The following is a 23,649-nucleotide window of genomic DNA, read 5'->3' as shown; positions in this document are numbered from 1 at the left end:
CGTCGGCCCTTCAGCCTTCGGCACCCTCCACCTTGCTCATCCGCCTGAGCTTGCTCGCCCGCAGCAGATGGCTGCGCATCAATGCCGAGGCGACCTCGTTCTCGCCGGCCTCCAGATGGTCGAGCATGGCCATATGCTCGGTGCAGTTCACCCGCACGCGCTCCATGCCCTGGTCCCAGTCATAGTTCGACAGGCGCCGGAGCTGGTTCTGGCGCCGCATCGCCGAATGGAAGAAGCGGTTGCCGGTAGCCGCCGCCAGCCCCTCGTGGAAATCGGCATTCATCTCGTAGAAAGCGATGCTCGAGGCTTCCCGCCAGGGCCGCTGCAGCGACTCGACATGCCGCGCCCGCATCTCGGCGATCCAGTTGGGATCGAGCTGGAAGCCCGGTTCCAGCATCACCATCGGCTCGATCAGCAGGCGGAAGCGGTAGCTCTCATCGCGCAGGCGCTGGTCGCGCGGCTCATGCAGGAAACGCCAGCCATAGCCCGGCTTGCGCTCGACCATGTCGAGATCGGCCAGCCGCGCGAGCAGCTTCTGCGCCTCGGGCCGGCCGAGCTCATAGCGCCGCATCACCTCCAGCTCCGAAACCTCGTCCGGCAGCAGGCCGTTCTCGCGCTCGCGCGCCAGCCTCACCATCGCGAGGTCCAGCGTCTCCGGCGGGCGGGCGCTCTCGTTCGCCGCCGGCAGCTGGATCAGCTCGATGCCCTTGTTGAGGTGGCGGCGCACCACGCCCTGCTCGGCGAGATGGTCCAGCGCGGCGCGCACCGGCGTGCGCGAGACGCCGAGCCGCTTCGCCGTCGCGTTCTCGTTGAGCCAGGCACCGGCCGCCAGCGCATCGTCGCGCACGAGCTGCAGGATGCGTTCGGCGATCTCCTGTTGCAGCCGGGTCGGCGCCGCCATCGGGAAAAGCCCTTGATTGTTTTAGTTGATGATGAAATACACTATAGCACGATCTCCTGTCAGCATACCGGAAAGATATGCGCCATGGTCCAGCCCTGCCCCTTCGTCGATGTATCCGGCACCCCTTATGAGCGCGGCCGCCAGCACGGCGCGGCCGTGCCGGGCCGTGTGAAGCGCTCGATCGAGCTCTATGGCGGCCAGCTCGGCGAGCTCGGCTACGATGCCAAGGCCAAGTCGGCGCTGATCGCCGAGTTTGCCAAGGAGATCGAGGCCTTCGGCGCGCATTACATCGAGGAGATGCGCGGCATCGCCGACGGCGCCGGCGTCGCGCTCGAAGACATCGTCATGGTCAATGCCCGCACCGAGGTCATCGCCAAGGCGCGCTTGGTCAAGAACAAGCCGATCGAGGCCCAGGAGGAGCTCGACGACGGCTGCACCGGCGCGATCATCCTGCCGGAGCGCAGTGCCTCGGGCGAATTGATCCACGGCCAGAACTGGGACTGGAAGGCCGAATGCGCGGAAACGGCGATCGTGCTGCGCGTGCGCCGCGACGACGGCCCGGATTTCCTGACCTTCGTCGAGGCCGGCGGCCTTGCCCGCTGCGGCATGAACGCAGCCGGGATCTCGATCACCGCCAATTATCTCGAATCCGAGCGTGATTTCACGCAGGCCGGCGTGCCGCTCGCCCTGATCCGCCGCAAGGTGCTGGAGCAGGAGCATCTCGCCTTCGCGATCAAGGCCGTGGCGACGACGCCGAAGGCTTGCTCGAACAACATGATGCTCTCGACCGTGAAGGGTTTCGGCATCGATTTCGAATGCGCCCCGGACGAGGCTTTCCAGCTCTATCCGCAGGACGGCATGATCGTTCACGCCAACCACTGGGTCGGCCAGATCGCGCTGACCAAGATCAAGGATACCGGCATCCCGCGCGTGCCGGAGAGCTTCTATCGCGACTGGCGCGTCCGCAAGCTGCTCGACGAGGCCGGCCGCAAGCTCACCGTCGACGATCTCAAGCAGGCCTTCTTCGACGATTTCCTCTCGCCCTATTCGGTCTGCCGCCCGGCCCGCCCGAACGAGCAGGGCAATCTCTCGGCCACGGTCGCCATGGTGATCATGCAGCCTGCCAAGGGGATCATGGAGGTTGCGCCGCTGCCGGCCCAGAACCGCGTCTTCACCCGCTACAGCCTCACCGAGGATCCCGTGCTGCTCGCCGAAGCGGCGGAATAATCCCACTCCGACATCGCGTCACAACCGAAAAACAACAGGGGAACATGATGCGCCGAACAACCACCACCACCGCCCTCGCCGCCGCGCTGCTGTGCGGCGGCCTCGTCCAGGTCGCCGGTGCGAGCACGCTCAAGATCCAGCTGCGCGCCGACATCCGCTCGATCAATCCGGGCGTCAACCGCGATGCCAATACCGACGGCGTCGTCGTGCAGATGGTCGAGGGCCTCGTCGCCTATGGTGAGGATGCCCTGCCGAAGCCGCTTCTGGCCGAGAAGATCGATATCTCCCCGGACGGCAAGAGCTATACCTTCACCCTCCGCCAGGGCGTGAAGTTCCATAACGGTGCGCCGCTGACCGCGGCCGACGTGCTCTGGAGCTGGAACCGCTACATGGACCCGAAGACCGACTGGCGCTGCCTGTCGGAGTTCGACGGCCGCGGCCAGGTCAAGGTCGAGAAGATCTCGGCACCGAACGACAAGACCGTCGTCTTCGAGCTGGACAAGCCGAGCGCGCTCTTCCTCTCGGCGCTCGCCCGCACCGACTGCGCGATGACCGGCATCCTCCACAAGGACTCGGTCAAGGCCGACGGCTCCTTCGACAAGCCCATCGGCACCGGCCCGTTCAAGTTCGCGGAATGGAAGCGTGGCGAGTACATCAAGCTGGACCGCTTCGCCGACTACGCCTCGCTGCCCGGCAAGATCGATGGCCTGACCGGCGCCAAGAAGCCGCTGGTCGACGAAGTGCGCTTCCTCGTCATCCCCGACAACTCGACCGCCAAGGCCGCCCTGCTGAAGGGCGATATCGACGTCGTCCCGGATATCGCCAATACCGACATCGCCGAGCTCAAGAAGAACGACAAGGTCAAGACCTCGGTCGTCACCAGCATGGGCCTCGTCGGCCTGATCATCCAGACCCGCGACCCGCTGCTGCAGAACGTCAAGCTGCGCCAGGCCATGGCCGCCGCGATCGACTCCAAGGAGCTGGTCGGCGCCGTGACCGACGGCATCGGCTCACCCAACAACTCGATCGTGCCGGCGCTCTCCGCCTATTACGGCCCGGTCCAGAAGCAGGGCTGGAAATACGATCCCGCCGCCGCCAAGAAGCTCCTCGCGGAGGCCGGCTACAAGGGCGAGAAGATCGTGATGCTCGCCAACAAGCGCTATCCCGAGAGCTTCGATGCCGCCGTCGTCGCCCAGCAGATGCTGCAGGCCGTCGGTTTCAACATCGAGATCGAGGTGCTGGAATGGGCGACGCAGCTCGACCGCTACAGCAAGGGCAACTACCAGATGCAGGCCTTCCCCTATTCGGGCCGCATGGACCCCGCGCTGAGCTACGAGTCGATGACCGGCCCGAAGGACAAGCAACCGCGCAAGCTCTGGGACAATCCGGAGGTGCAGGCCCTGCTCGACAAGTCCATGGTCGTGAACGACAAGGCCGAGCGCCAGAAGATCTTCGACGAACTGCACAAGCGCTTCATCGCCGAAGTGCCGATGGTGATGCTCTATAACGGCATCGTCGGCGGCGCGATGGGCGCCAAGACCCAGGGCTACGTCTCGACGCTGAGCTCGCTGCCCCGCGCCTGGGAAGTCAGCACCGGCCAGTAAAGCCACCACCTCGCCTTCGCGGCCTCGGACAACGCGGCATGCCCCACGGGGCATGCGCGGACGACACGATAACGAGGGAACGGGAATGATCCGCTTTTCGGCCTCTGCGCTGGCGCTAGCACTGTTCTGTGGCGCAGCGCAGGCTCAGACCATCAATGTCGCGCTGAATGCCGACATCCGCTCGACCAATCCGGGCGTCAATCGCGACGACAACACCGATGCCGTGGTGCTGCACATGGTCGAGGGCCTTGTCGGCTATCGCGAGAACGGCGCCGTCGCGCCGCTCCTCGCCGATAAGATCGACGTCTCGCCGGACGGTCTGACCTACACCTTCCACCTGCGCAAGGGCGTGAAGTTCCATAACGGCGCCGAGATGAGCTCGGCCGACGTGCTGTGGAGCTGGAACCGCTACATGGACGCGAAGACCGACTGGCGCTGCAAGCCGGAGTTCGACGGCCGCATCGGCCTCAAGGTCACGGAAACGACCGCTCCCGACGCATCGACCTTCGTCATGAAGCTGGAGAAGCCGAGCGCGCTCTTCCTCGACACCATGGCCCGCACCGACTGCGCCATGGTCGCGATCCTGCACAAGGATTCGGTGAAGCCCGACGGCAGCTGGGACAAGCCGGTCGGCACCGGCCCGTTCCAGCTTGCCGACTGGCGCCGCGGCGAATTCGTCCTGCTCAAGCACTTTGACGCCTATGCCTCCCCGGCCGGCGACAAGCGCGACGGCTATGTCGGCTCCAAGCGCCCGCTGGCGGCCGAGGTCAAGTTCCTCGCCATCGCCGATGGCGCGACCGTCAAGGCCGGCCTGATGTCGGGCGCGCTCGACGTTGCCGACGTGCCGGACGAGGACGTGCCGGAGATGAAGAAGAGCGGCCTGCAGGTACTGACGGCGCCAAGCGCCACCAAGCACGGCATCCTGCTCCAGAGCCGCGACCCGCTGCTCGGCGACGTCCGCATGCGCCAGGCGATCATGGCGGCGCTCGACCAGGACGAGATCGTCGGCGCCGTCTCGAACGGGCTCGGCAGGGTCAACAATTCGGCGGTCTACGTCACCTCGCCCTATTACGACGAGGTCCAGAAGAAGCGCTACACGCATGATCCCGCGCGCGTGAAGAAGCTGCTCGCCGAGGCCGGCTACAAGGGTGAGACGATCAAGCTGATCGCCAACAAGCGTTCGACCGTGCCGAGCTATCCGATCGCGATCATGGCGCAGGCGATGCTGCAGGCCGCCGGCATCAAGGCCGATATCGAGATCCTGGAATGGGCGACCCAACTCGACCGCTTCTCGAAGGGCAACTACCAGATGATGTCCTTCAGCTACTCCGCCCGCATCGACCCCGCCCAGAGCTATAACCAGTTCTCCGGTCCGAAGGACAAATTGCCCTCCAAGGTCTGGGACAATCGCGAGGCCGATGCGCTGATCGAGAAGGCGACGCTGGTCAGTGACGAGGCCGAGCGCCGCAAGATCTTCGACCAGCTCCATGTGATGATGCTGGCCGATGCGCCGCTGATCTTCCTCTACAACCAGGTCGATACGGCCGTCGTCTCGAAGCGCCTGCAGGGCTTCGCACCCTGGGTCGCCTCCAAGCCGCGTCTCTGGGAGGTCTCCGTCGCCAAGTGACGACGGCCGCTCAGGCCGGCTCGACCGGAGCCGGGCCGACGGGCGCGCCCTTGATGATATGGGTCGCGATCAGGGCCGCCAGCGCTCCTGCATCGCGCGCCTTCAGGGCCGCCATCATCTCGTAATGCTCGCGATCGCTCTTCTGGAGCAGTTCATGCGAACTCCACACCGTGATCTGCGAACCGCGCCCGCGGTCCCGCAGACCCCAGATCATCTCCTCCAGCACGGCATTGCCGCAAAAGGAGTACATGAATTGATGGAAGGCGCGGTTGATCTCGCTCTGCTCGGTCCGGCTGCCGGTCGTGACCGCAGCGGAGAACTGCGCCGCCAGCGCGTCCAGCCGTGCGATCGCGGCATCGTCGATCTGCGCGACGATGCCGTCCGCCGTGGCCCGCTCCAGGATGATGCGCGTCGCGAGGATTTCCTCATAGGTCTTCAGGTCGACCTCGGCGACACGATAGCCCCGGTTCGGGACATGCTCGATCGTCTTGCGCACGGCGAGCTCGTCGAGCGCGCTGCGCACGTCGAAACGCGTCGCCTGGAAGCGCTCCTCGAGATCGATCTGGCGCAGCCACTCGCCCGGCCTGAACGCGCGCAGACGAATCGCCTGCGCGATCTCGTTGGCGAGCATGGCGCGCCGCGTGCTGGTGTTCTTGCGTTTCCGCTCGGACGTCATGGCAGGCTCTCTAAAGCATTTTCGAGCGGATTGGGCACCGGTTCGCGTGAAGAAAATGCAGCGGAACAATGCTCTAGCAGGATTCGCGCGACACGGAAGAAGTTGGTTGCGAAGACAACCATATCATGCAACATAATTGGCGCCAATAATTTCGCCATAAGAGAGAGCCCGTGAACGCCGTGGCTGAACAGACCGCCAAGCCCGACACCGAGGCGGCCGCCCGCGCCAAGGCGCTCTACGAGTACGGGCCGACCTCGATCTATTCGTCGAAGCACGACCCCCGCTTCCCCTATTGCCTCTATGTCCCGCCGAGCCTGGGCCAAGGCGGCGAAAAGCCCGAGCTGATCGTCGCGATGCACGGCACCGGCCGCGGCTTCACCGGCTATCGCGATGCCTTCTCGTCCTTCGCCCGCTGGAACAACTGCATCATCCTGGCGCCGCTCTTCCCGATCGGCGTGATGGGCGACGGCTATCGCGACGGCTTCAAGTACATGCGCGAGGGCAACCTCCGTTACGACCATGTTCTGCTTGCCATCGTCGAGGAGGTCTCCGAGCGTTACGGCATCGCCTTCGATCGCTTCGGCCTGTTCGGCTATTCCGGCGGCGGCCATTTCGCCCATCGCTTCCTGATGCTCCAGCCCAACAAGCTCTGGGGCGTCTCGATCGGCGCGCCGGGCTCGGTCACCCTGCTCGACCCCAGCCGCGACTGGTGGGTCGGCACGCGCAACTTCGCCGAGCTCTTCGGGCAGCAGCTCGACATCCCCGCGATGAAGCAGGTCGCGGTGCAGATGGTCGTCGGCGCCGCCGATCTCGAGACCTGGGAGATCACCCACAAGCCCGGCGGCCGCAACTGGATGCCGGACGCCAACCATGCCGGCACCAACCGGCCAGAGCGGCTGGCGAGCCTGCGCGACAATTTCGCCGCGCATGGCATCGCGGCCCGCTTCGACCTCGTGCCGAACACCCCGCATGACGGCGTCAAGGTCGTGCCGGTCGTCGAGGATTTCTTCGCCGGCGAGCTCGCACGCATCCGCGCCGCCCGGAAGGCGGCCTGAACGATCATAACGACAACAGGGGAACCATCATGAAGCGCCTCCTTGTCTCCGCCGCCGCGCTCGCCCTCTCGGCCGGCGCCCTTCAGGCCCAGACGCTGACGGCCGTACTCAACGCCGATATCCGCTCGACCAATCCGGGTGTGAACCGTGACGGCAACACCGATTCCGTCGTGCTGCACATGGTCGAAGGCCTCGTCGGCTATGCCGAGGACGGCTCGGTCGGCCCGCTGCTCGCCGAGAAGGTCGAGATATCGCCGGACGGCAAGACCTACACCTTCCGCCTGCGCAAGGGCGTCAAGTTCCACAACGGCGCGACCATGACCTCGGCCGACGTGCTGTGGAGCTGGAACCGCTACATGGACGCGAAGACCGACTGGCGCTGCCTCTCCGATTTCGACGGCCGCAACGGCCTCAAGGTCGAGAAGATCGCGGCCCCGGATGCCGACACCGTCGTGATGGAGATCAACGAGCCGAACGGCCTCTTCCTCGACTCGCTCGCCCGCGCCGATTGCGGCGGCACCGCCGTGATCCACAAGGACTCGGTCAAGGCCGATGGCAGCTGGGACAAGCCGATCGGTACCGGCCCCTTCATGCTCGGCGAATGGAAGCGCGCCCAGTCGGTCCAGCTTCTCGCCTTCGACCAGTATGTCTCGCCCAAAGGCGACAAGCGCGACGGCTATATCGGCTCGAAGCGTCCGCTGGTGAAGGAAGCCCGCTTCATGGTCATCCCCGACGCGGCGACGGTGAAGGCCGGCCTGCTGGCGGGCTCGCTCGACATGGCGCTGATGCCGGAATCGGATGTGCCCGACCTCAAGAAGGCCACGAACCTGACGCTGGCCATCGCGCCGAACCCGGTCCGCCACAGCCTGATCATCCAGACGCGCGATCCCGTCATGAAGAACCAGGCCCTGCGGCAGGCGATTGCTGCCGCGATCGATTTCCCCGAGCTCGTCGCCAACGTCTCGAACGGCCTCGGCAAGCCCAACAACTCGCCGGTCTATACGACCTCGAAATATTTCGGCGACGTCCAGAAACAGGGCTTCAAGTATGATCCGGCCGTGGCCAAGGCCCTGCTCCAGAAGGCCGGCTACAAGGGCGAGAAGATCACGATCCTCGCCAACAAGCGTTCTTCGGTGCCGAGCTTCAACACCGCCGTCATCGCCCAGGCGATGATGCAGGCCGCCGGCATCAATGCCGAGATCGAGGTGCTGGAATGGGCGACGCAGCTGGACCGCTACAACAAGGGCAACTACCAGATGCAGTCCTTCTCCTATTCAAGCCGCTTCGACCCCGCGCTCGGCTTCGAGCAGATTGCCGGCCCGAAGGACAAGCAGCCGCGCAAGATCTGGGAGGAGCCGGAGGCGCTCGCCCTGATCCAGAAGTCGATGGTGGTGACCGACACCGCAGAGCGCCAGAAGATCTTCGACGAGCTGCACAAGCGCTTCATCAACGAGGTCCCGACCATCTTCACCCATAACGACCTCGACATCGTCGCCCACAACAAGCGGGTGAGCGGCGTGACGCCCTGGGCGTCCCAGCTGCGCCTTTGGGAAGTCAGCGTCGCGAAGTAAGGCGATTGCCGGCTTCGTCGTGAGACGGGGCCGGTTTCCAAGGCTTGGGAGGGCCTTCGATGTTCCGATTTGCGCTGACGCGGATCGCCATGGCGCTACCGACGCTGCTGATTGTTGCGGTGTCGGTGTTTGTCCTGATCCGTTTGATTCCGGGTGATCCGGCCCAGCTGATGCTGGGGGATCTCGCGACGCCGGCGAGCCTGGCCGATCTCAGGGCCCGGCTGGGGCTCGACCAGTCGCTGCCGGCCCAGTTCGGCATCTGGATCGGCAATGTCGTGAGTGGCGATTTCGGCCAGTCGATCTCGTCGCAGCAGGCGGTTCTGCCCTTGATCCTGCAGCGCTTCTGGGTCTCCGCCCAGATCGTGCTGGTCGCGGTCTTGCTGGCGAGCTGCGTTGCGGTGCCGGCCGGCGTGATCGCCGCCTGGAAGCAGGATTCAGCCCTCGATCTCGGCCTCGTCGCCACCGCGACGCTGCTGCTCTCGATCCCGACCTTCTGGCTTGGCCTGCTGCTGCTGCTGTTCTTCGGGCTCAAACTCGAATGGCTGCCGGTCGTCGGCTATGTCTCGATCGCCGAGAACCCCTGGGCCGGCATCCTCTACCTGGTCATGCCGATCATGACGCTGTTCCTGCACGAGATCGGCGTGATCCTGCGCATGGCCCGCGCCTCGACGCTGGAGGTGCTCCGGCTCGACTACATCACCCATGCCCGTGCCAAGGGCCTGTCGGAGGGCGCGGTGCTCTGGCGCCATGCCTTCAAGAACGCCTTCGGCCCGACCTGGACCCTGATCGGCCTCGTGCTCGGTAACCTGCTCGGCGGCATCGCGGTGGTCGAGACGGTCTTCACCATCCCCGGCCTCGGGCGCCTGCTCGTCGATGCGATCTTCGCCCGCGACTATCCTGTCATCCAGGGCTGCATGCTCTTCGTCGCCTTCACCTATGTGCTGGTGAACCTCGTCATCGACCTCTGCTACCCGGTCTTCGATCCAAGGGTGACGGCGCAATGAGCAGTGACAGCACCCTGAACACTGGCGGCACCGTCAGGAAGCCCCGCCGCATGAAACTCCCCGCCCCCAATGCAATCGTCGGCGGCACGCTGATCGGCATCCTGCTCGTGACCGCCTGCATCGGCGCGCTTTGGACGCCCTATGATCCGCTTAAGCTCTCCTTCCGCGAGAAGCTGGCCGCGCCCAGCGCACTGCACTGGCTCGGCACTGACGAGTTCGGTCGCGACGTGCTTTCGCGCCTGATGGCGGGTGCGGCGACCTCGGTCTGGATCTCGATCCTCACCGTCACGCTCGCCGTCGTGATGGGCACGCTGATCGGCCTGTTCTCCGGCTATATGCGTGGCTGGACCGATCGCATCATCATGGCCTTCAACGATGCGCTGCTGGCCTTCCCCGGCATCCTGCTGGCACTCGGCCTGCTCGCGGTGGTCGGCGCCAACAAATACGGCATCATCGTAGCCCTGGGCATCGCCTATACGCCCTCGGTCGCCCGTGTCGTGCGCGGCACGGTTCTCTCGCTGCGCGAGCGCGAGTTCATCGCGGCCTCGCGGGTGATGGGCAACTCCGAGGCCTTCACCATGGCCCGCCACATCCTGCCGAACTGCATCGCGCCCTTGACCGTGCTGGCGACCTCGATGTTCGGCTATGTCCTGCTGGCCGAGAGCGCGCTCTCCTTCCTGGGCCTGGGCGTACCGCCGCCGGCCCCGACCTGGGGCAACATGCTCGCGGGCTCGCGCCCCTATATCGGCCAGGCCGTCTGGCTCGGCATCTTCCCGGGCCTGTGCATCTCGCTGACCCTGCTCGGCATCAACCTGCTCGGCGACGCCGTGCGCGACCGGCTCGACCCGCGGATGAGGGGCTCGCGATGACCAAAACAGCGCCTCTCCTCGACGTCGCCAATCTCACCTTGAAGATCGGCGGCTCCGGCCGGACCGTCGTCAACGACGTCTCCTTCCAGGTCTTCCCGGGCGAGATCGTCGGCATCGTCGGCGAATCCGGCTCAGGGAAAACGCTCGCGGCCCGCGCGGTGATGGGCTTCATCCCGCCGGCGGTCCGGCTCGAGGGGGGCACGATCCGCTTCGACGGCCAGGACGTGATGGCGATGTCTGCCAAGGACCTGCGCACGATGCGCGGCTCCAAGGTCGGCATGGTCTTCCAGGAGCCGATGACCTCGCTCAATCCCTCGATGCTGATCGGGCGCCAGCTCGACGAGGGCCTGGCGCTGCACCGCAAGCTCGACGCCGCTGGCCGGCGCGCGCTGATCCTCGACATGCTCAAGCGCGTGGGCTTACGCGATCCCGAAGGGGCGCTCACCGCCTATCCTCATCAGTTCTCCGGCGGCATGCGCCAGCGCATCATGCTGGCCTCGGTGATGCTACTGAAGCCGGCCTTGCTGCTGGCGGACGAGCCGACCACCGCGCTCGACGCCGTCGTCCAGCGCGACGTCATGGAGCTGATGGTCGAGCTGACCCAGGCCAACGACACCGCCGTGCTGCTGATCTCGCATGATCTCGGCATGGTCGCGCGCTATTGCAGCCGCATCGTCGTGATGTGCCAGGGCGACCTGGTCGAGCAGGGCCAAAGCGAGGATATCCTCGCCCGGCCGCAGCACCCCTATACCCGCAAGCTGCTCTCGGCGATGCCGCATCGCCTGCCGGCCCGCCTCCTGCCGGAGGCGAAGACGCCGATCGTCGCGGTTCGCGACCTCATCGTCGAGTACCCCGGCCGCCAGGGCTTCTTCCGCAAGGAGCAGGCGAAGCGCGCGCTGCACGGCATCAGCATCGACGTGCAGCCGGGCGAGGTCGTCGCGGTGGTCGGCGGCTCGGGCTCGGGCAAGACCACGCTCGGCCAGTCGATCGCGGGGCTGGTCAAGCCGGCCGGCGGCGAGATCCGCTTCAACGGCAAGCCGATCACGAGGAGCGAGACGGCCTATTGGGACTATCGGCTGAACTGCCAGATGGTCTTCCAGGATCCCTATTCCTCGCTCGACCCGCGCATGACGATCGGGCAGCTCGTCGCCGAGCCGCTGCGGCTGGTCTCGGACATGAGCCCGGCCGACCGCAAGGCGCGTGTCGCGGAGGTGCTCACAGAGGTTGGACTAGGCGACGGCTTCGCCGAGCGCTATCCGCACGAGCTCTCCGGCGGCCAGCGCCAGCGCATCGCGATTGCCCGCGCCATCGTGCGCCGGCCGAGCTTCGTCATCGCCGACGAGCCGGTCTCGGCCCTCGATGTCACGGTCCGGGCGCAGGTGCTGGAACTGTTCGACGAATTGCAGAAGAAGCACGGCTTCTCCTGCCTGTTCATCAGCCACGATCTCGGCGTGGTCGAGCAAGTCGCCGACCGCGTCATCGTCATGCAGGACGGCCGCATCGTCGAGGAAGGCCCTCGCGACGATATCTTCGATGACCCCAAACACCCCTACACGCAGAAGCTCCTCGCTGCCGTACCAGGCCTCGAATCCACCCCCGAAGGCGGCGTCAGGCTCTTCTGGAGACGAACCGAAAACGACAAGGCCATCACGGGCTAAGGCCCCGAAATAAATCGGCCCGGAACCATCGGCGGTGGCGGCACCGCGTGATGGTTCCGGGCCTTTTCTTTCGCTCCGCCACAAGGCGGAGCGAAGAGATGTCGGTGTCGATCAGCGCTTGCGCTTGGCGCCGACCAGCTCGTCCCATTTGCGGAAGGCAACGACCATCTTGTCGGGCTTCAGCGGCAATTCGATCGGGTTCTTGGCGATGAGGTCGGCATATTCGGGCCGGCCGAACTCCGCGATCACCTCCTGGCTGCGCTTCGGCGCCAGCGACAGCGGTACGTCCTTCACCGCCGGGCCCGGATAGAGATAGCCCTCGTCATAGGAATAGGCCTGCATCTTCGGCGTCAGCACATGCGCCATGATGTCGAGCACGACGGCGAGGCGGTCGTTCGGGATGCCCTTCGGCACGCACATGAAGAAGGCGTCCGAGACCCAGTGGAAGCCCTTCAGCGTCTGGATCCTGGCTTCCTTCGGCACGATGCCGAGCGCGCGCGGGTTGATGTCCCAGCCCGTGGTCGAGATGATGATGTCGCGCGAGCCGTCGCCGAATTCCTTCATCGTCGCGCCGGTGCCGGCCGGATAGTATTCGATGTACTCGCCGATCGCCTGCAGATAGGCCCAGGTCTTGTCCCAGCCATTGACCGGGTCCTGCGGATCCTTGTCGCCGAGGATATAGGGCAGGCCCATCATGAAGGTGCGGCCCGGGCCGGAATTGGTCGGGCGCGCATACATGAACTTGTTCGGATTGGCCTTGGCCCACGCAAGCAATTCCTCGGCCGTGGTCGGCACCTGCTTGACGCGATCGGGCATGTATTCGAGCAGCGGCCCGGACGGGTAGTAATTCACCACCGTGCCGAAGCCCGCACCCTGGACCTTGTGCAGGTTGAGCGCCGCCGGCTCGTAGTTCTGCTCGATATTCGGGAACTTCGCGGCGAAATCCGGGAAGATCTTGAGCCAGAGATTCTGCTCCAGGCCGGCCGCGAGACCGTCCGAGCCGGTCAGGACGAGATCGAGATCGGCGCGGCCGGCATCCTGCTGTGCCTTGATCTTGCTCGCCAGCTCAGGCGCCGGCGCCTTTACATAAGTGATGCGCGAGACGAGCTTGGGATTGTTAGCGCGGTAGTCGTCGAAGGCCTGCTGCATCAGCGCGAGCGCGCCGCCGACATCGATGATGTTGATGCCGACCGGCGCCGAGGGCAGCGCCGGCACGGCGGCGAGAGCGCCACTGCCGCCGAGTGTCAGCGCGCCGAGGCCGCCCAGGACGGTGCGGCGATCCACACCTTTGGAAAATTCGCTCATGCTTCTCCCCTTTTCGTTGGTTGACGACGTCTCAAGCAGCCGCCTCGGCGGCAAAGTCACGGCGCTCGTTGCCGACGCGCACGCTGCGAACCCGGAGATCCGGCGACCACTCGATCGCGCTCTCCGGCAAGGTGATCCCGGCGCCGGCCAGGGCATCGGCGATGCACGCCAGCGCATGGGTCGAGGCCATCGCGACCGCCTCCTCCGGCGTGACGATGCCCCAGGCGACGACATTGCGGACGGCATCGTCGAGCTTGAGCGCCGAACCCGCCAGCGAATCGCCGTTGACCTGATAGACCGAGCCGTCGGGCCGGAGTTCGACCGGCATCCCGGCGAAGCTGTAGCGGCCGGGCACGGCGCCCGCCGCGACCACCGCATCGGTCACGAGGATCGAGCGCTCGAACCCCTTGGCCCGGATCAGGCTCTTCAGCGCTTTCGGAGGCAGGTGGATGCCGTCGGCGATGAAGCCCGCCATCAAACGGTCCTCGCCGAGCTGGGCGAAGAGCGCGTTCGACAGCTTGGGCAGGTCCTGCGGCAGGCCGTTGCCAAGATGTGTCGAGAGCGTCACCCCGACATCGGCGGCCGCCGCGACGATCTCGAAATCGACAGCGGAATGGCCGATGGCGACGACCTTGCCCATGCGGGCGAGCTTGCCGGCAAGCGCGATGCCGCCCTCGATCTCCGGCGCCAGCGTCACCATCAGGATCGGCCGTGACAGAAGCCTTTCGAGATTGGCGATCAGGTCCGGGGTCGCCGCCGTCATGGCTTCCGGCGGATGGCAGCCGCAATAGCCGACAGCCGGATTCAGGAACGGGCCTTCGAGATGATAGGCCGGGCACATCAGTGGCCCGAGCCGGCTGCCCGTCACCGCCGCATCGAGCGCGCGGAAGCGCTCCTCCAGCTCATGCGGATGGGCCGTGATGATGGTCGGCAGGCAGGTGGTGACGCCCGTAGCCAGCATCGCCTCCAGCGCCCGGTCGAGTTCGGCCGCTGTGACAGTGCCGGAGTTGAAATCCAGCCCCGCAAAGCCGTTCACCTGAAGATCGACAAGACCGGGCGTGTGCATGGTCAGCCCTTCCGGCTCAGCAGGGAGGCGGCCGGCGGATCGATGAACAGCACCGTCCGCTTGTGCGTCTGCAGGATCGAGGCGGGCGCCAGATTGCTGACCGGCCCTTCCAGCGCCGCCTTGGTCGCCGCGGCCTTGCGCGTGTCGGAGACGGACAGCACGATCAATTCGCTCTTCAGGATCTGGCGAATGCTCATCGAAATCGCCTGCTGCGGCACGTCCTCGAAGCTCGGGAACCAGCCTTCGCCGAATTGCTGCTGCCGGCAGGCATCGTCGAGATTGACGACGAGATAGGGTTCCTCGGTGTCGAAATCGGCCGGCGGGTCGTTGAAGGCGAGATGGCAGTTCTCGCCGAACCCCGCGAAGCAGACGGCGATGCGCTTGCCGGCGATCTGCTGATCCAGCTGCTTCACCATTGCCGCGGGATCGCCCTCGCCATCGACCGGGATAAAGGTCGGCGCATTCTTGAGCGGCGCCATGAAGCGCTCGCGCAGATAGCGCCGGAAGCTCGCCGGATGGCTCTCGGGCAGGCCGACATATTCGTCGAGATGGAAGGCCGTGACCTTCGACCAGTCGATGCCCTCGGCCATGACGAGATGGTTCAGCATCTCGAACTGGCTGGCGCCCGTCGCCACGATGATCGTCGCCGCGCCGTTGCGGGCGAGCTCGTCGCGGATCGCCTGCGCGCCCAGCGCCGCCGCCTGCCGGCCGAGCTCGTCCTTGTCGGAGGCGAGATGCATCTCGATCATCGAATTTTGAACCTTTTAAGCCAGTAATTTTCCGATATTCTGAGAACGAGCTTATGAAGCTTCCTCCGAAACGCAACGATTAATTTTGAACGCAACCGTTCCGAATAGAGCCTGCCTTGTCCCTATTGACGCTCGACGAAACCCGCCTCGCGCTTGCCCATGACCGGGACTGCGCCCGGATCTACCGGCTGATCCTCAATGGCGAGGCCCATTCCCGCGCCGATATCGGCCGCATCCTGCAATTGCGCTCGACCAGCGTCTCCCGCGTCGTCGGCGATCTCATCGCGCGCCGCCTCGTCATCGAGGCCGTCGGCGAGGCGAGCGGGCGCGGACGGCCGCCGGCGATCCTCGTCGCCCATACCCGCCGCATCGGCGCTTCCGTGATCTATGTCTCCAGCCAGTCGCTCTCCGGCGCGCTGGTCGATCTCAACGGCCATCTCGTCGCCGAGCGTCGACGCCCGATCGCGGGCGATGCCGACAATGCCGCGATCGCCGCCGTGATGGCGGAGCTCGCGCGCGATCTCCTCGACGCCATGCCGCCGGGCATGAGCCATGCCGGCACCGCCGTGTCGCTCTCCGGCCTGATCGACCTGAAGCAGGGCCAATGGTTGCTGGCCTCGCGCTGGCCGCGCATGCGCGGGCTCGACATCGCCTCCGTACTCGAGCCTGTGGCCGGGCCGGTTACGATCTGCCGCAATCTCGATGCCGAACTGCGCGCCCGTGCTGCCCGCGAGCCCGAGAACTTCGCGGGAGGCACGATCCTGCTGCACTGGGGCTGGGGCGTTGGGCTCGCCTATGCGGTCGATGGCGAGCCCTTCGCCCCGACCGGCTCCTTCGGCGAGATCGGCCATTGGCGCCTCGCCGCGCTGAACGGCCGCCGCTGCGGCTGCGGCAACACCGCCTGCCTCGAAACCGGTGCGGCCCTCTGGTCTCTGCTCCCGGCGCTGCGCCAGCACTGGCCCGATCTCGATCAGGACGAGGTCCGGCTCGCCCGGCAGCTCGCCGGCCTCGATCTCCTGTCACTGCCCGAGATGGAGACAGCGGTGGAACTGGTGGCCCGCGCGCTCGCCAATGCCTGCCGCATGCTGTTCCCTGCCCGGATCGCGATCAGCGGCCCCTTTTCTGCCAATCCGCAGCTCTGGGCCCGGTTCAACACGCTGTTCCGGGCCGAAGGCACCATGGACGGCTTCGCCGTGCCCGATCTCGCCGGCGTGCCCGCCAGCCATCTCTACGAAATCCACGGCGCCGCCGCGCCCCTGCTCAGCCGCGCGGCCGAGGCTCTCCTGCTCGAACACGCCTGATCGCCTCTGTCCGCCATGTCCCGGCGCGGTGTCCGCCATGCCACGGAATCCGCTGGCGCGCCGAAAAGTGGTGCACTAGTATCCCAGTCAAATGCTCCGGATGCCGCTCACGGCATCGCAAAAGAGAGCTCAACCCAGGGAGAGATCATGACCCATCCGACACGTCGCACCGTCATGGCCGGAGCGGCTGGCCTCGCCGCGTTGAAAGCCGGTGGAGCGCTGGCGCAGAGCGCGCCCGTCGCGCTCAACATCATCGATGTCGCCGGCAATCTTCAGCTGACGCAGATCGCCATCGAGAAATTCGCCAGGGACAATCCGAAGCTGGTTTCGCGCCTGAATTTCTCGCGCGCGCCCTCGCCGGAGCTGCCGGCCAAGCTCAAGGCCCAGCAGCAGGCCAACCGCGTCGATATCGACCTCGTGCTCACCGGCCCCGGCGCCATGTCGGACGGCATCCAGCAGGGGCTCTGGGTCGATGTCTGGAAGTCCCATGCCAAGGACCTGCCGAAGCCGGAGGACATCTATCACGAGCAGGCGCTGATGATGCAGCGCAATTTCGGCCAGAACGAAGGCGTCGCGGTGGTCTATTCGCCCTCGGGCCCGCTTTTCGAATATGCGCCCGAGCGGCTCAAGACCGTGCCGAAGACGGCTGCGGATCTGCTCGCCTATGTCAAGCAGAACCCGAAGCGCTTCACCTATGCGCGGCCGGTCAATTCCGGCCCCGGCTGGACTTGGCTGCAGGGTCTGCCCTACATCCTCGGCGATGCCGACCCGACCGATCCGATGAAGGGCTGGGACAAGACCTGGGCCTATCTCAAGGAGCTCGGCACTGGCGTCGACTATTATCCGGGCGGCACCGCCGCGACGATGAAGGAACTCGGCGAAGGCACCCGCGACGTCATCGTCTCGACGCTCGGCTGGGACATCAACCCGCGCGTCCTCGGCATCGTGCCGAAGGAGGCCAAGGTCTTCGTCCTCGCCAACACGCACTGGATTCCCGACACCCAGTTCATGTGCATCCCCAAGGGCGTCCCGGCCGACAAGATGCCGGCACTGGTCGCTCTGATGGCTCATATGCTGAAGCCGGAAGCCCAGGCCGTGACCTATGACAAGGGCTATTTCTATCCGGGCCCGGCGATCAAGGGCGTCACGCTCGCGATGGCGCCGCAGGAGAGCCGCGACATCCTCGCCGAATACGGCCGGCCGGAATATGACGGGCTGATCACCAGCCTGCCGACCCGCCCGCCGCTGACGCCCGAGCGTCTCGTCGCCGCGTTCCGGCGCTGGGACCAGGAAATCGGCGTCGGCCACAACGCGCCGCAATAACCATGCGCTTCGCCGCCATCGGCCTCGACCACCGCCATATCTACCATATGGTCGGTGGTCTCCTCGAAGCCGGCGCGACCTGCGTCGGCTTCGATCCCGCGACCAGCGACGAGCGCGTCCTCTCGGGCTTCCGCGAGCGTTTCCCCGATCTGCCGGAGAGCACGGCCGACCGGCTGATCGACGATCCCGCGATCGATCTGGTCGTCTGCGCCGCGATTCCCGCAGAGCGGGCCGCGATCGCCATCCGTGCCATGCAGGCCGGCAAGGACGTGATGGTCGACAAGCCCGGCGTCACCGATTTCGACCAGCTTGCCGCCGTCGAGAAGGTGGTCGCGGAGACCGGCCGCATCTTCTCGATCTGCTTCTCCGAGCGCTTCACCGTCCCGGCGACGATCATAGCCGGCAAATTGATTGCGGACGGCGCGATCGACCGCGTGGTTCAGACGCTCGGCATGGGCCCGCATCGGCTCAATCGCGCGATCCGGCCGGGTTGGTTCTTCGACAAGCGCAACTATGGCGGCATCCTCACCGATATCGCTTCGCACCAGATCGACCAGTTCCTACACTTCACCGGCTCCGACGATGCGCAGATCGTTGCCTCCGGCATCGGCCATTTCGGCACGCCGGACCTGCCCGATTTCGAGGATTTCGGCGAGGTTCTGCTGCGCAGCGACAGGGCCCGCGGCTATATCCGCGTCGACTGGTTCACGGCCGACGGGCTGCCGACCTGGGGCGATGGCCGCCTCACCATCCTCGGCACCGAGGGCACGATCGAACTGCGCAAATATGTCGACATCGCCGGCCGCCCCGGCACCGACCATGTCTTCCTCGTCGACAAGGCCGGCACCCGCCATATCGACGCCTCCGCCGAACCGCTGACCTATTTCCGCAACCTCGTCGCCGACATCGCCAACCGCAGCGAAACCGCGATGAGCCAGCGTCATGCCTTCACCGTCTGCCGGCTCGCACTGGAGGCGCAGGCCAAGGCCGCCTGGCTGCCGGCAAAGCCGGCCGCTCGCGCTTGAGGAGCCACCCGTCATGACACGCAAGCTCGGCATCGCCGTGATCGGGCTCGGCCCCGCTTCCCTGCCGCATTCGAAAAGCCTGCTCGACCTCACTGAGCGCGCCGAGACGCGCTGGGCCGTGAGCCGGACACCCGACCGCGCCAAGGCCTATGCCGCGCAATTCCCCTTCCCGACCACGACCGATCTCGACGCAGTGCTGAACGATCCGGCAGTCGATGCCTGCATCGTGCTGACGCCGCCCTCGAGCCATCTCGACGTCTCCGCGCTCTGTCTTGAAGCCGGCAAACATGTTCTCGTCGAGAAGCCGCTGGAGCTGACCAGCGAGCGCGGCCAGCGCCTCGTCGATACCGCGCGCCGCACGGCTAAGACCTTCGGCGTGACCTTGCAGCACCGTTTCCGCCCGGCAAGCCTGCGCCTCAAGGCAGCGCTCGCTTCCGGCGAACTCGGCACGATCGAAGCCGCCTTCCTGTCCGTGCCGTGGTGGCGCCCGCAGAGTTACTATGACGAGCCGGGCCGCGGCACGCTCGCCCGCGATGGCGGTGGTGTATTGCTCACGCAGGCGATCCACTCGCTCGACCTGTTCCGCTCGCTCGTCGGTGTGTCGAAGGTCGTCGCAGCGCAGGCCCGCACCACCGCCCTCCACCGCATGGAGACCGAGGACTATGTCTCGGCCCTTATGGAAACCGCCAACGGCGCCCCCGCCACGCTGGTGACGACCACCACCGCCTACCCCGGCTATCCCGAGCGCATCGAGATCACCGGCAGCAAGGGCTTCGCGGCCCTGATCGGCGGACGCCTGCGCCTCGCTTTCCTCGACGGGCGCGAGGAGATCGTCGAGGCCGAGGGCTCGACCGGCAGCGGCGCCAACATCATGGACTTCCCGCATGACGCCCATCGCGCCGTCATCGCCGATTTCCTCGATGCGATCGAGCAGGGCCGCGATCCCGTCGTCACCGGCGAGGAAGCGCTGGCCTCGCAAAGGCTCGTCGATGACATCCTGAAGGCTGCAGAGCGCGCCGCCTGAACGAGGCCTCCTTGACTCGCAGGCGATTTATAGCGCTCCAAGACTCGATGCCCGAAGGTCGCCTCGTGAAGCTCGCCCTCCCGTCCCCTCACCGTCTCTTCTCGCTCAGGGCCGGACGATGAATGTCGTCCTAGCCTGCGATCTCGGTGGCAGCAGCTTCCGCGCCGCGCTGATCGACGATCGCGGCGTGAAGCAGGTCGAGCATGCCGTGCCCGGCCCGGTCCTGGACGACCATCTCGACCGCTCGGAAGTGCCGGCGCAGGCCTGGTGGGCGCTATTGCTCGAAGCCACCGGCAAGCTCGCCGAACAGGCGCCGGAGCTTTTTGCAAAGATCCAGGGCATCGCGATCTGCGGCGTGACCCGGACGCAGGTCTTCCTCGGCCATGGCGGGCAGGAACTGCGCCCGGCCATGACATGGAAGGACGCGCGCTCCGTCGGCATTGCCGCTCGCCTGCGCGAGACGCTGGCCGATCATCCCGAAGCCAGTCGCATCAACGCCTTCCACCCGCTCGCCCGCCTCGCCTGGCTGACCGAGAACGAACCCCTCAATGCCCTCGCGCTCGCTTGCGTGCTCGAGCCCAAGGACTACCTGAATTTCCGCCTGACTGGCCGGAAGGCGAGCGACCCGGTTTCGCTCGCACGCCTTGTCGCTTGCGCGGAAAGCTTGAATGGCGGCTCCGGCTTCGGCGCAATAGGCCTCTCGCCGGACATCATGCCGGCGATCCTCGAACCAATCGATATCGTCGGCTCCGCCATCACCGGCTTGCCCGCACCCTTCGACAGGCTCGCCGGCGTCCCCGTCTTCTGCGGCTGCAACGATACCTGGGCGGCGGTCGCGGGGCTCGGCGCCTTGCGCTCGGGCTATGCCTACAACATCTCCGGCACCACCGAGGTGCTCGGCGTGCTCGGCCCCGATCAGGCCGAAGCCGAGGGGCTCATCTCCGTCGACTGGCGCGGCCTCTGGCATCTCGGCGGCCCCAGCCAGAACGGCGCCGACACCATCGCCTGGCTCACCGGCCTGCTCGGTGGCACCGGCCCTGTCGGCGAGACGATCGAGCACCTTCTCGCTGGCCAGCGCCACCCGCAGCCGCTGCTCTTCCTGCCTTATCTGCAGGGTGAGCGCGTACCCTATTGGGACCCGAACCTGCGCGGCGCCTTCATCGGGCTCGGCCGCCGGCACGGGCCGACCGATCTCGCCTATGCCGTGCTCGAAGGCGTCGCCTGCCAGAACCGCCTCGTGCTGGAACGGGCGGAAGGCGCGCTCGGCACCCGCGTCGACGAAATCCGCTTCGGCGGCGGCGCTGCGGCCAATCCGGTCTGGGCACAGGTCAAGGCCGATATCTGCGGCCGCCCGATCGCGGTCGGCGCCGCCAAAGAACCCGGCCTGCTCGGCGCGGCGATCATCGCCTGGACGGGCCTTGGCCGCTTCGCCTCGCTGGAAGCGGCGCAGGATGCCCTCGTCACGATCAGCAGACGCTATGAGCCCGACCCGGCGCGCCGCCCGGCCTATAACGCACTCTATGCCCTCTATCGGCAGAGCGAAGCAGCGCTCGCGCCGATCTCGACCAATCTCGTTGCGCTGGCGCAGAACACGGCCGCGTTGCCCGGCCTCGCCAACCCGGAAAGCGCGACGTAAAGGACTGATCATGCCGACGATTCGAAACCGGGCGCCGGCGCGCATGATCGCGAAGAAGGAACGCTGAGCTTGGGCCGTATCGACCCGCGCGAACTGATCGGACGCTACGGCACGGCGATCGCCGGTCTGGCCCTGATCCTGTTCTTCCTGATCTTCGCGCCGAACTTCGCCAGCACGATGAACATCATCAACGTGCTGAAGGATACGAGCTTCCTCGCCATCCTCGCGCTCGGCTTCGCGCTGGCTTTCACCGTGGCCGAGCTCGACCTCTCCGTCGCGGAAATGGCGAGCCTCGCGGCGGTGGTCTGCGGCTGGCTCGTCCATGCGCAATATCCGCCCGCCGTCGCGGTATCGGCTGCGATTGGTGTCGGCATCGTTCTCGGCACGCTGAACGGCTACGGCGTCACCGTGCTGCGCATCCCCTCGCTGATCATGACACTCGGCACCGCGGCGATCGCCAAGGGCTTCGCCTTCATGATCACGCAAGGGGTGGCTTTCGTCGGGCGCTGGCCGGTCGGCTTCACCGGGCTTGCGCGGGGCTACTCCTTCGGCATTCCCAATCTCGTGCTCTGGATGACGGGCGCCACGCTCTTCGCCTATGGGCTCGTCAAATGGACACGGACCGGCGCTCATATGGTCGCGACCGGCGAGGCGGACGAGGCCGCGCGGCTCGCCGGCATCGCCACCGCCCGGATGAAGCGCATCGGCCTTTTACTCTCCGGCGTCTTCGCCGGCCTCATGGCCATGCTGCTTGCCGCCAACCTGTCCTCGGCCGCGCCGAACATGGCGGGCGACTACCTGCTTTATGCCATCGCCGCCGTGCTGCTCGGCATGACCATGTTCGAGCCCGGCAAGCCCAACATTCCCGGCACGGTCTTTGCGGCGCTCGTGCTCAAGGTGCTCGGCAACGGCTTGGTGCTGCTGGGCGCGCCCTATTACATCCAGGACATCGTGCTCGGCGCGATCATCATCGGCTCGGTCGCCTTCTCGGCCAGCGCGATGAAGAAGGCGGCGTTCAAGGTCTGATTTCGACAACCACAAGCAGAATGAGGGGAGTGGGTTTCATGTTCGGGTTCAGGAAAATGCTCGTCGCCGCCGCCGCGCTCGTCGCACTCGGCCAATCGGCCGGGGCCTTCGAGGTCGGCATCATCGGCTTCCAGTTCACCTCGGAAACGCATGCGCGCGTCGCCAATGCGGCTGCTGCCGCCGCCAGGGCCAAGGGCTGGAACGTCACGCTGCTGAACTCGGAAGGCGCGCTGCCGAAGCATGCCGAGCAGTTCGACGCGCTGATCGCCAAGAAGGTCGACGCCATCATCATCGCCATGGGCAAGCCGGTCGAGGCCGACGCCCAGTTCAAGGCGGCGAAGGACGCCAAGATCCCGGTCATCACCGTGCAGTCGGGTTCGAGCCCGCATGCGCTCTTCGACATCCAGACCAACGAGTACAAGGTCGGCGCCGATGCCGCGCTCTACCTGCTCGGCCAGCTCGGCTATCAGGGCAACATCGTCTCGGCCCGCTTCGACCTCAACGTCGCCTCGCGCATCCGTGGCCGTCTGCTCGATGCCGTCCTCGCCGAGAACCAGGCGGTGAAGGAGCTCGGCAAGTTCTCGATGGCCCGCACCCAGAGCTGGCGCGACGACGTCCGCGCCGGCATGCAGGCGCTGCTCCTGCAGAACCAGGGCAAGATCAACGGCATCTGGGCCTCGTTTGACGGACAGGCCTATATCATCGACGACCTCTTGCAGGCTCAAGGGGTGAAGAAGGGCCAGATCCCGCTGGTCTCGGTCGATGGCGGCAAGGAGAGCTACGAGCGCATCGCCGATCCGAACTCGACCTTCATGGCGACCGTCGCCGTGCCTTTCGACGAGATGGGCAAGCAGGCGGTCGATGCGATCCAGGCGATCGTCGTCGAGAAGAAGCCGAAGGAGAGCATCACGCCCGGCCCCTATCTCTTCACGGAAGCCGTGCTGGTCGACAAGAACAACGTCCAGCAGTTCCTGAAGAAGTGAGGACAGCAACCGTCATGGG

General features: G+C 66.1%; 20 protein-coding genes. 15 read left to right on the top strand and 5 right to left on the bottom strand.

The features are described from left to right. Positions 1-10 precede the first annotated feature (10 nt). Positions 11-901, bottom strand: coding sequence for a GntR family transcriptional regulator (locus NUV79_RS13195; protein WP_257733542.1), 891 nt, complete (start codon positions 899-901; stop codon positions 11-13). 84 nt (positions 902-985) lie between these two features. Between NUV79_RS13195 and NUV79_RS13190 the strand changes: the two genes are divergently transcribed. From NUV79_RS13190 to NUV79_RS13180, 3 genes are all read left to right on the top strand, one after another. Then, the gene (locus tag NUV79_RS13190) at positions 986-2,128 is read left to right on the top strand and encodes a C45 family autoproteolytic acyltransferase/hydrolase (protein WP_257733541.1); all 1,143 of its coding nucleotides are present in this window, start codon (positions 986-988) and stop codon (positions 2,126-2,128) included. A gap of 44 nt (positions 2,129-2,172) precedes the next feature. Further along, positions 2,173-3,732: an ABC transporter substrate-binding protein gene (locus tag NUV79_RS13185; protein ID WP_257733540.1), complete on the top strand. Its 1,560-nt coding sequence runs from the start codon at positions 2,173-2,175 to the stop codon at positions 3,730-3,732. Between the two features lie 85 nt (positions 3,733-3,817). After that, positions 3,818-5,359 (top strand): ABC transporter substrate-binding protein, encoded by a 1,542-nt coding sequence (locus NUV79_RS13180; protein ID WP_257733539.1) that lies wholly within the window; start codon positions 3,818-3,820, stop codon positions 5,357-5,359. A gap of 10 nt (positions 5,360-5,369) precedes the next feature. Here NUV79_RS13180 and NUV79_RS13175 read toward each other — a convergent pair whose 3' ends face one another. Next, the gene (locus NUV79_RS13175; protein ID WP_257733538.1) at positions 5,370-6,035 is read right to left on the bottom strand and encodes a GntR family transcriptional regulator; all 666 of its coding nucleotides are present in this window, start codon (positions 6,033-6,035) and stop codon (positions 5,370-5,372) included. Between the two features lie 170 nt (positions 6,036-6,205). Here NUV79_RS13175 and NUV79_RS13170 point away from each other — a divergent pair, with 170 nt between their 5' ends. From NUV79_RS13170 to NUV79_RS13150, 5 genes are read left to right on the top strand one after another with little or no spacing between them, the layout of a single operon-like run. Then, a complete protein-coding gene (locus NUV79_RS13170; protein WP_257733537.1) occupies positions 6,206-7,090 on the top strand; it encodes an alpha/beta hydrolase family protein in 885 nt (294 codons plus the stop codon). 29 nt (positions 7,091-7,119) lie between these two features. Continuing rightward, the gene (locus NUV79_RS13165; RefSeq protein WP_257733536.1) at positions 7,120-8,661 is read left to right on the top strand and encodes an ABC transporter substrate-binding protein; all 1,542 of its coding nucleotides are present in this window, start codon (positions 7,120-7,122) and stop codon (positions 8,659-8,661) included. Positions 8,662-8,720: 59 nt separating this feature from the next. Then, complete coding sequence (locus NUV79_RS13160) at positions 8,721-9,665, top strand: ABC transporter permease (RefSeq protein ID WP_257733535.1); 945 nt, start codon at positions 8,721-8,723, stop codon at positions 9,663-9,665. 50 nt (positions 9,666-9,715) lie between these two features. After that, positions 9,716-10,534 (top strand): ABC transporter permease, encoded by an 819-nt coding sequence (locus NUV79_RS13155; protein WP_257733533.1) that lies wholly within the window; start codon positions 9,716-9,718, stop codon positions 10,532-10,534. Further along, positions 10,531-12,192, top strand: a complete 1,662-nt coding sequence (locus NUV79_RS13150; RefSeq protein WP_257733532.1) for an ABC transporter ATP-binding protein — start codon at positions 10,531-10,533, stop codon at positions 12,190-12,192. Before NUV79_RS13155 ends, NUV79_RS13150 begins: the two co-directional genes overlap by 4 nt. A 111-nt stretch (positions 12,193-12,303) precedes the next feature. Here NUV79_RS13150 and NUV79_RS13145 read toward each other — a convergent pair whose 3' ends face one another. Genes NUV79_RS13145 through NUV79_RS13135 form a run of 3 tightly spaced genes read right to left on the bottom strand, consistent with a single transcriptional unit; the run spans position 12,304 to position 15,312 of the window. After that, entirely contained in the window at positions 12,304-13,497 is a 1,194-nt protein-coding gene (locus tag NUV79_RS13145) for an extracellular solute-binding protein (protein ID WP_257733531.1), read from the bottom strand. A 31-nt stretch (positions 13,498-13,528) separates the two neighbouring features. After that, on the bottom strand, positions 13,529-14,563 hold the full coding sequence (locus NUV79_RS13140; RefSeq protein ID WP_257733530.1) for an N-acetylglucosamine-6-phosphate deacetylase: 1,035 nt from the start codon (positions 14,561-14,563) through the stop codon (positions 13,529-13,531). 2 nt (positions 14,564-14,565) lie between these two features. Next, a complete protein-coding gene (locus NUV79_RS13135; protein ID WP_257733529.1) occupies positions 14,566-15,312 on the bottom strand; it encodes a glucosamine-6-phosphate deaminase in 747 nt (248 codons plus the stop codon). 116 nt (positions 15,313-15,428) lie between these two features. On the opposite strand from NUV79_RS13135, the gene NUV79_RS13130 reads away from it, so the two are divergent. The 7 genes from NUV79_RS13130 to NUV79_RS13100 all read left to right on the top strand — a co-directional run bounded on the left by NUV79_RS13130 (position 15,429) and on the right by NUV79_RS13100 (position 23,630). Next, on the top strand, positions 15,429-16,613 hold the full coding sequence (locus NUV79_RS13130; RefSeq protein WP_257733528.1) for an ROK family protein: 1,185 nt from the start codon (positions 15,429-15,431) through the stop codon (positions 16,611-16,613). 147 nt (positions 16,614-16,760) lie between these two features. After that, complete coding sequence (locus NUV79_RS13125) at positions 16,761-17,936, top strand: extracellular solute-binding protein (RefSeq protein WP_257733527.1); 1,176 nt, start codon at positions 16,761-16,763, stop codon at positions 17,934-17,936. A gap of 2 nt (positions 17,937-17,938) precedes the next feature. After that, positions 17,939-18,961: a Gfo/Idh/MocA family protein gene (locus NUV79_RS13120; protein ID WP_257733526.1), complete on the top strand. Its 1,023-nt coding sequence runs from the start codon at positions 17,939-17,941 to the stop codon at positions 18,959-18,961. 13 nt (positions 18,962-18,974) lie between these two features. Then, positions 18,975-19,985: a Gfo/Idh/MocA family protein gene (locus NUV79_RS13115; RefSeq protein WP_257733525.1), complete on the top strand. Its 1,011-nt coding sequence runs from the start codon at positions 18,975-18,977 to the stop codon at positions 19,983-19,985. Positions 19,986-20,103: 118 nt separating this feature from the next. Next, positions 20,104-21,621: a xylulokinase gene (locus NUV79_RS13110; protein WP_257733524.1), complete on the top strand. Its 1,518-nt coding sequence runs from the start codon at positions 20,104-20,106 to the stop codon at positions 21,619-21,621. A gap of 69 nt (positions 21,622-21,690) precedes the next feature. Then, positions 21,691-22,647 (top strand): ABC transporter permease, encoded by a 957-nt coding sequence (locus NUV79_RS13105; protein ID WP_257733523.1) that lies wholly within the window; start codon positions 21,691-21,693, stop codon positions 22,645-22,647. A 38-nt stretch (positions 22,648-22,685) separates the two neighbouring features. Then, on the top strand, positions 22,686-23,630 hold the full coding sequence (locus NUV79_RS13100; protein ID WP_257733522.1) for a sugar ABC transporter substrate-binding protein: 945 nt from the start codon (positions 22,686-22,688) through the stop codon (positions 23,628-23,630). Positions 23,631-23,649 lie beyond the last annotated feature (19 nt).

The organism is Allobosea sp. 47.2.35 (assembly GCF_024655635.1).
In the GTDB taxonomy this organism is placed as follows: domain Bacteria; phylum Pseudomonadota; class Alphaproteobacteria; order Rhizobiales; family Beijerinckiaceae; genus Allobosea.
The sequence above is the reverse complement of the archived record's forward strand: the minus strand, read 5'-3'. Positions and strand labels throughout refer to the sequence as shown.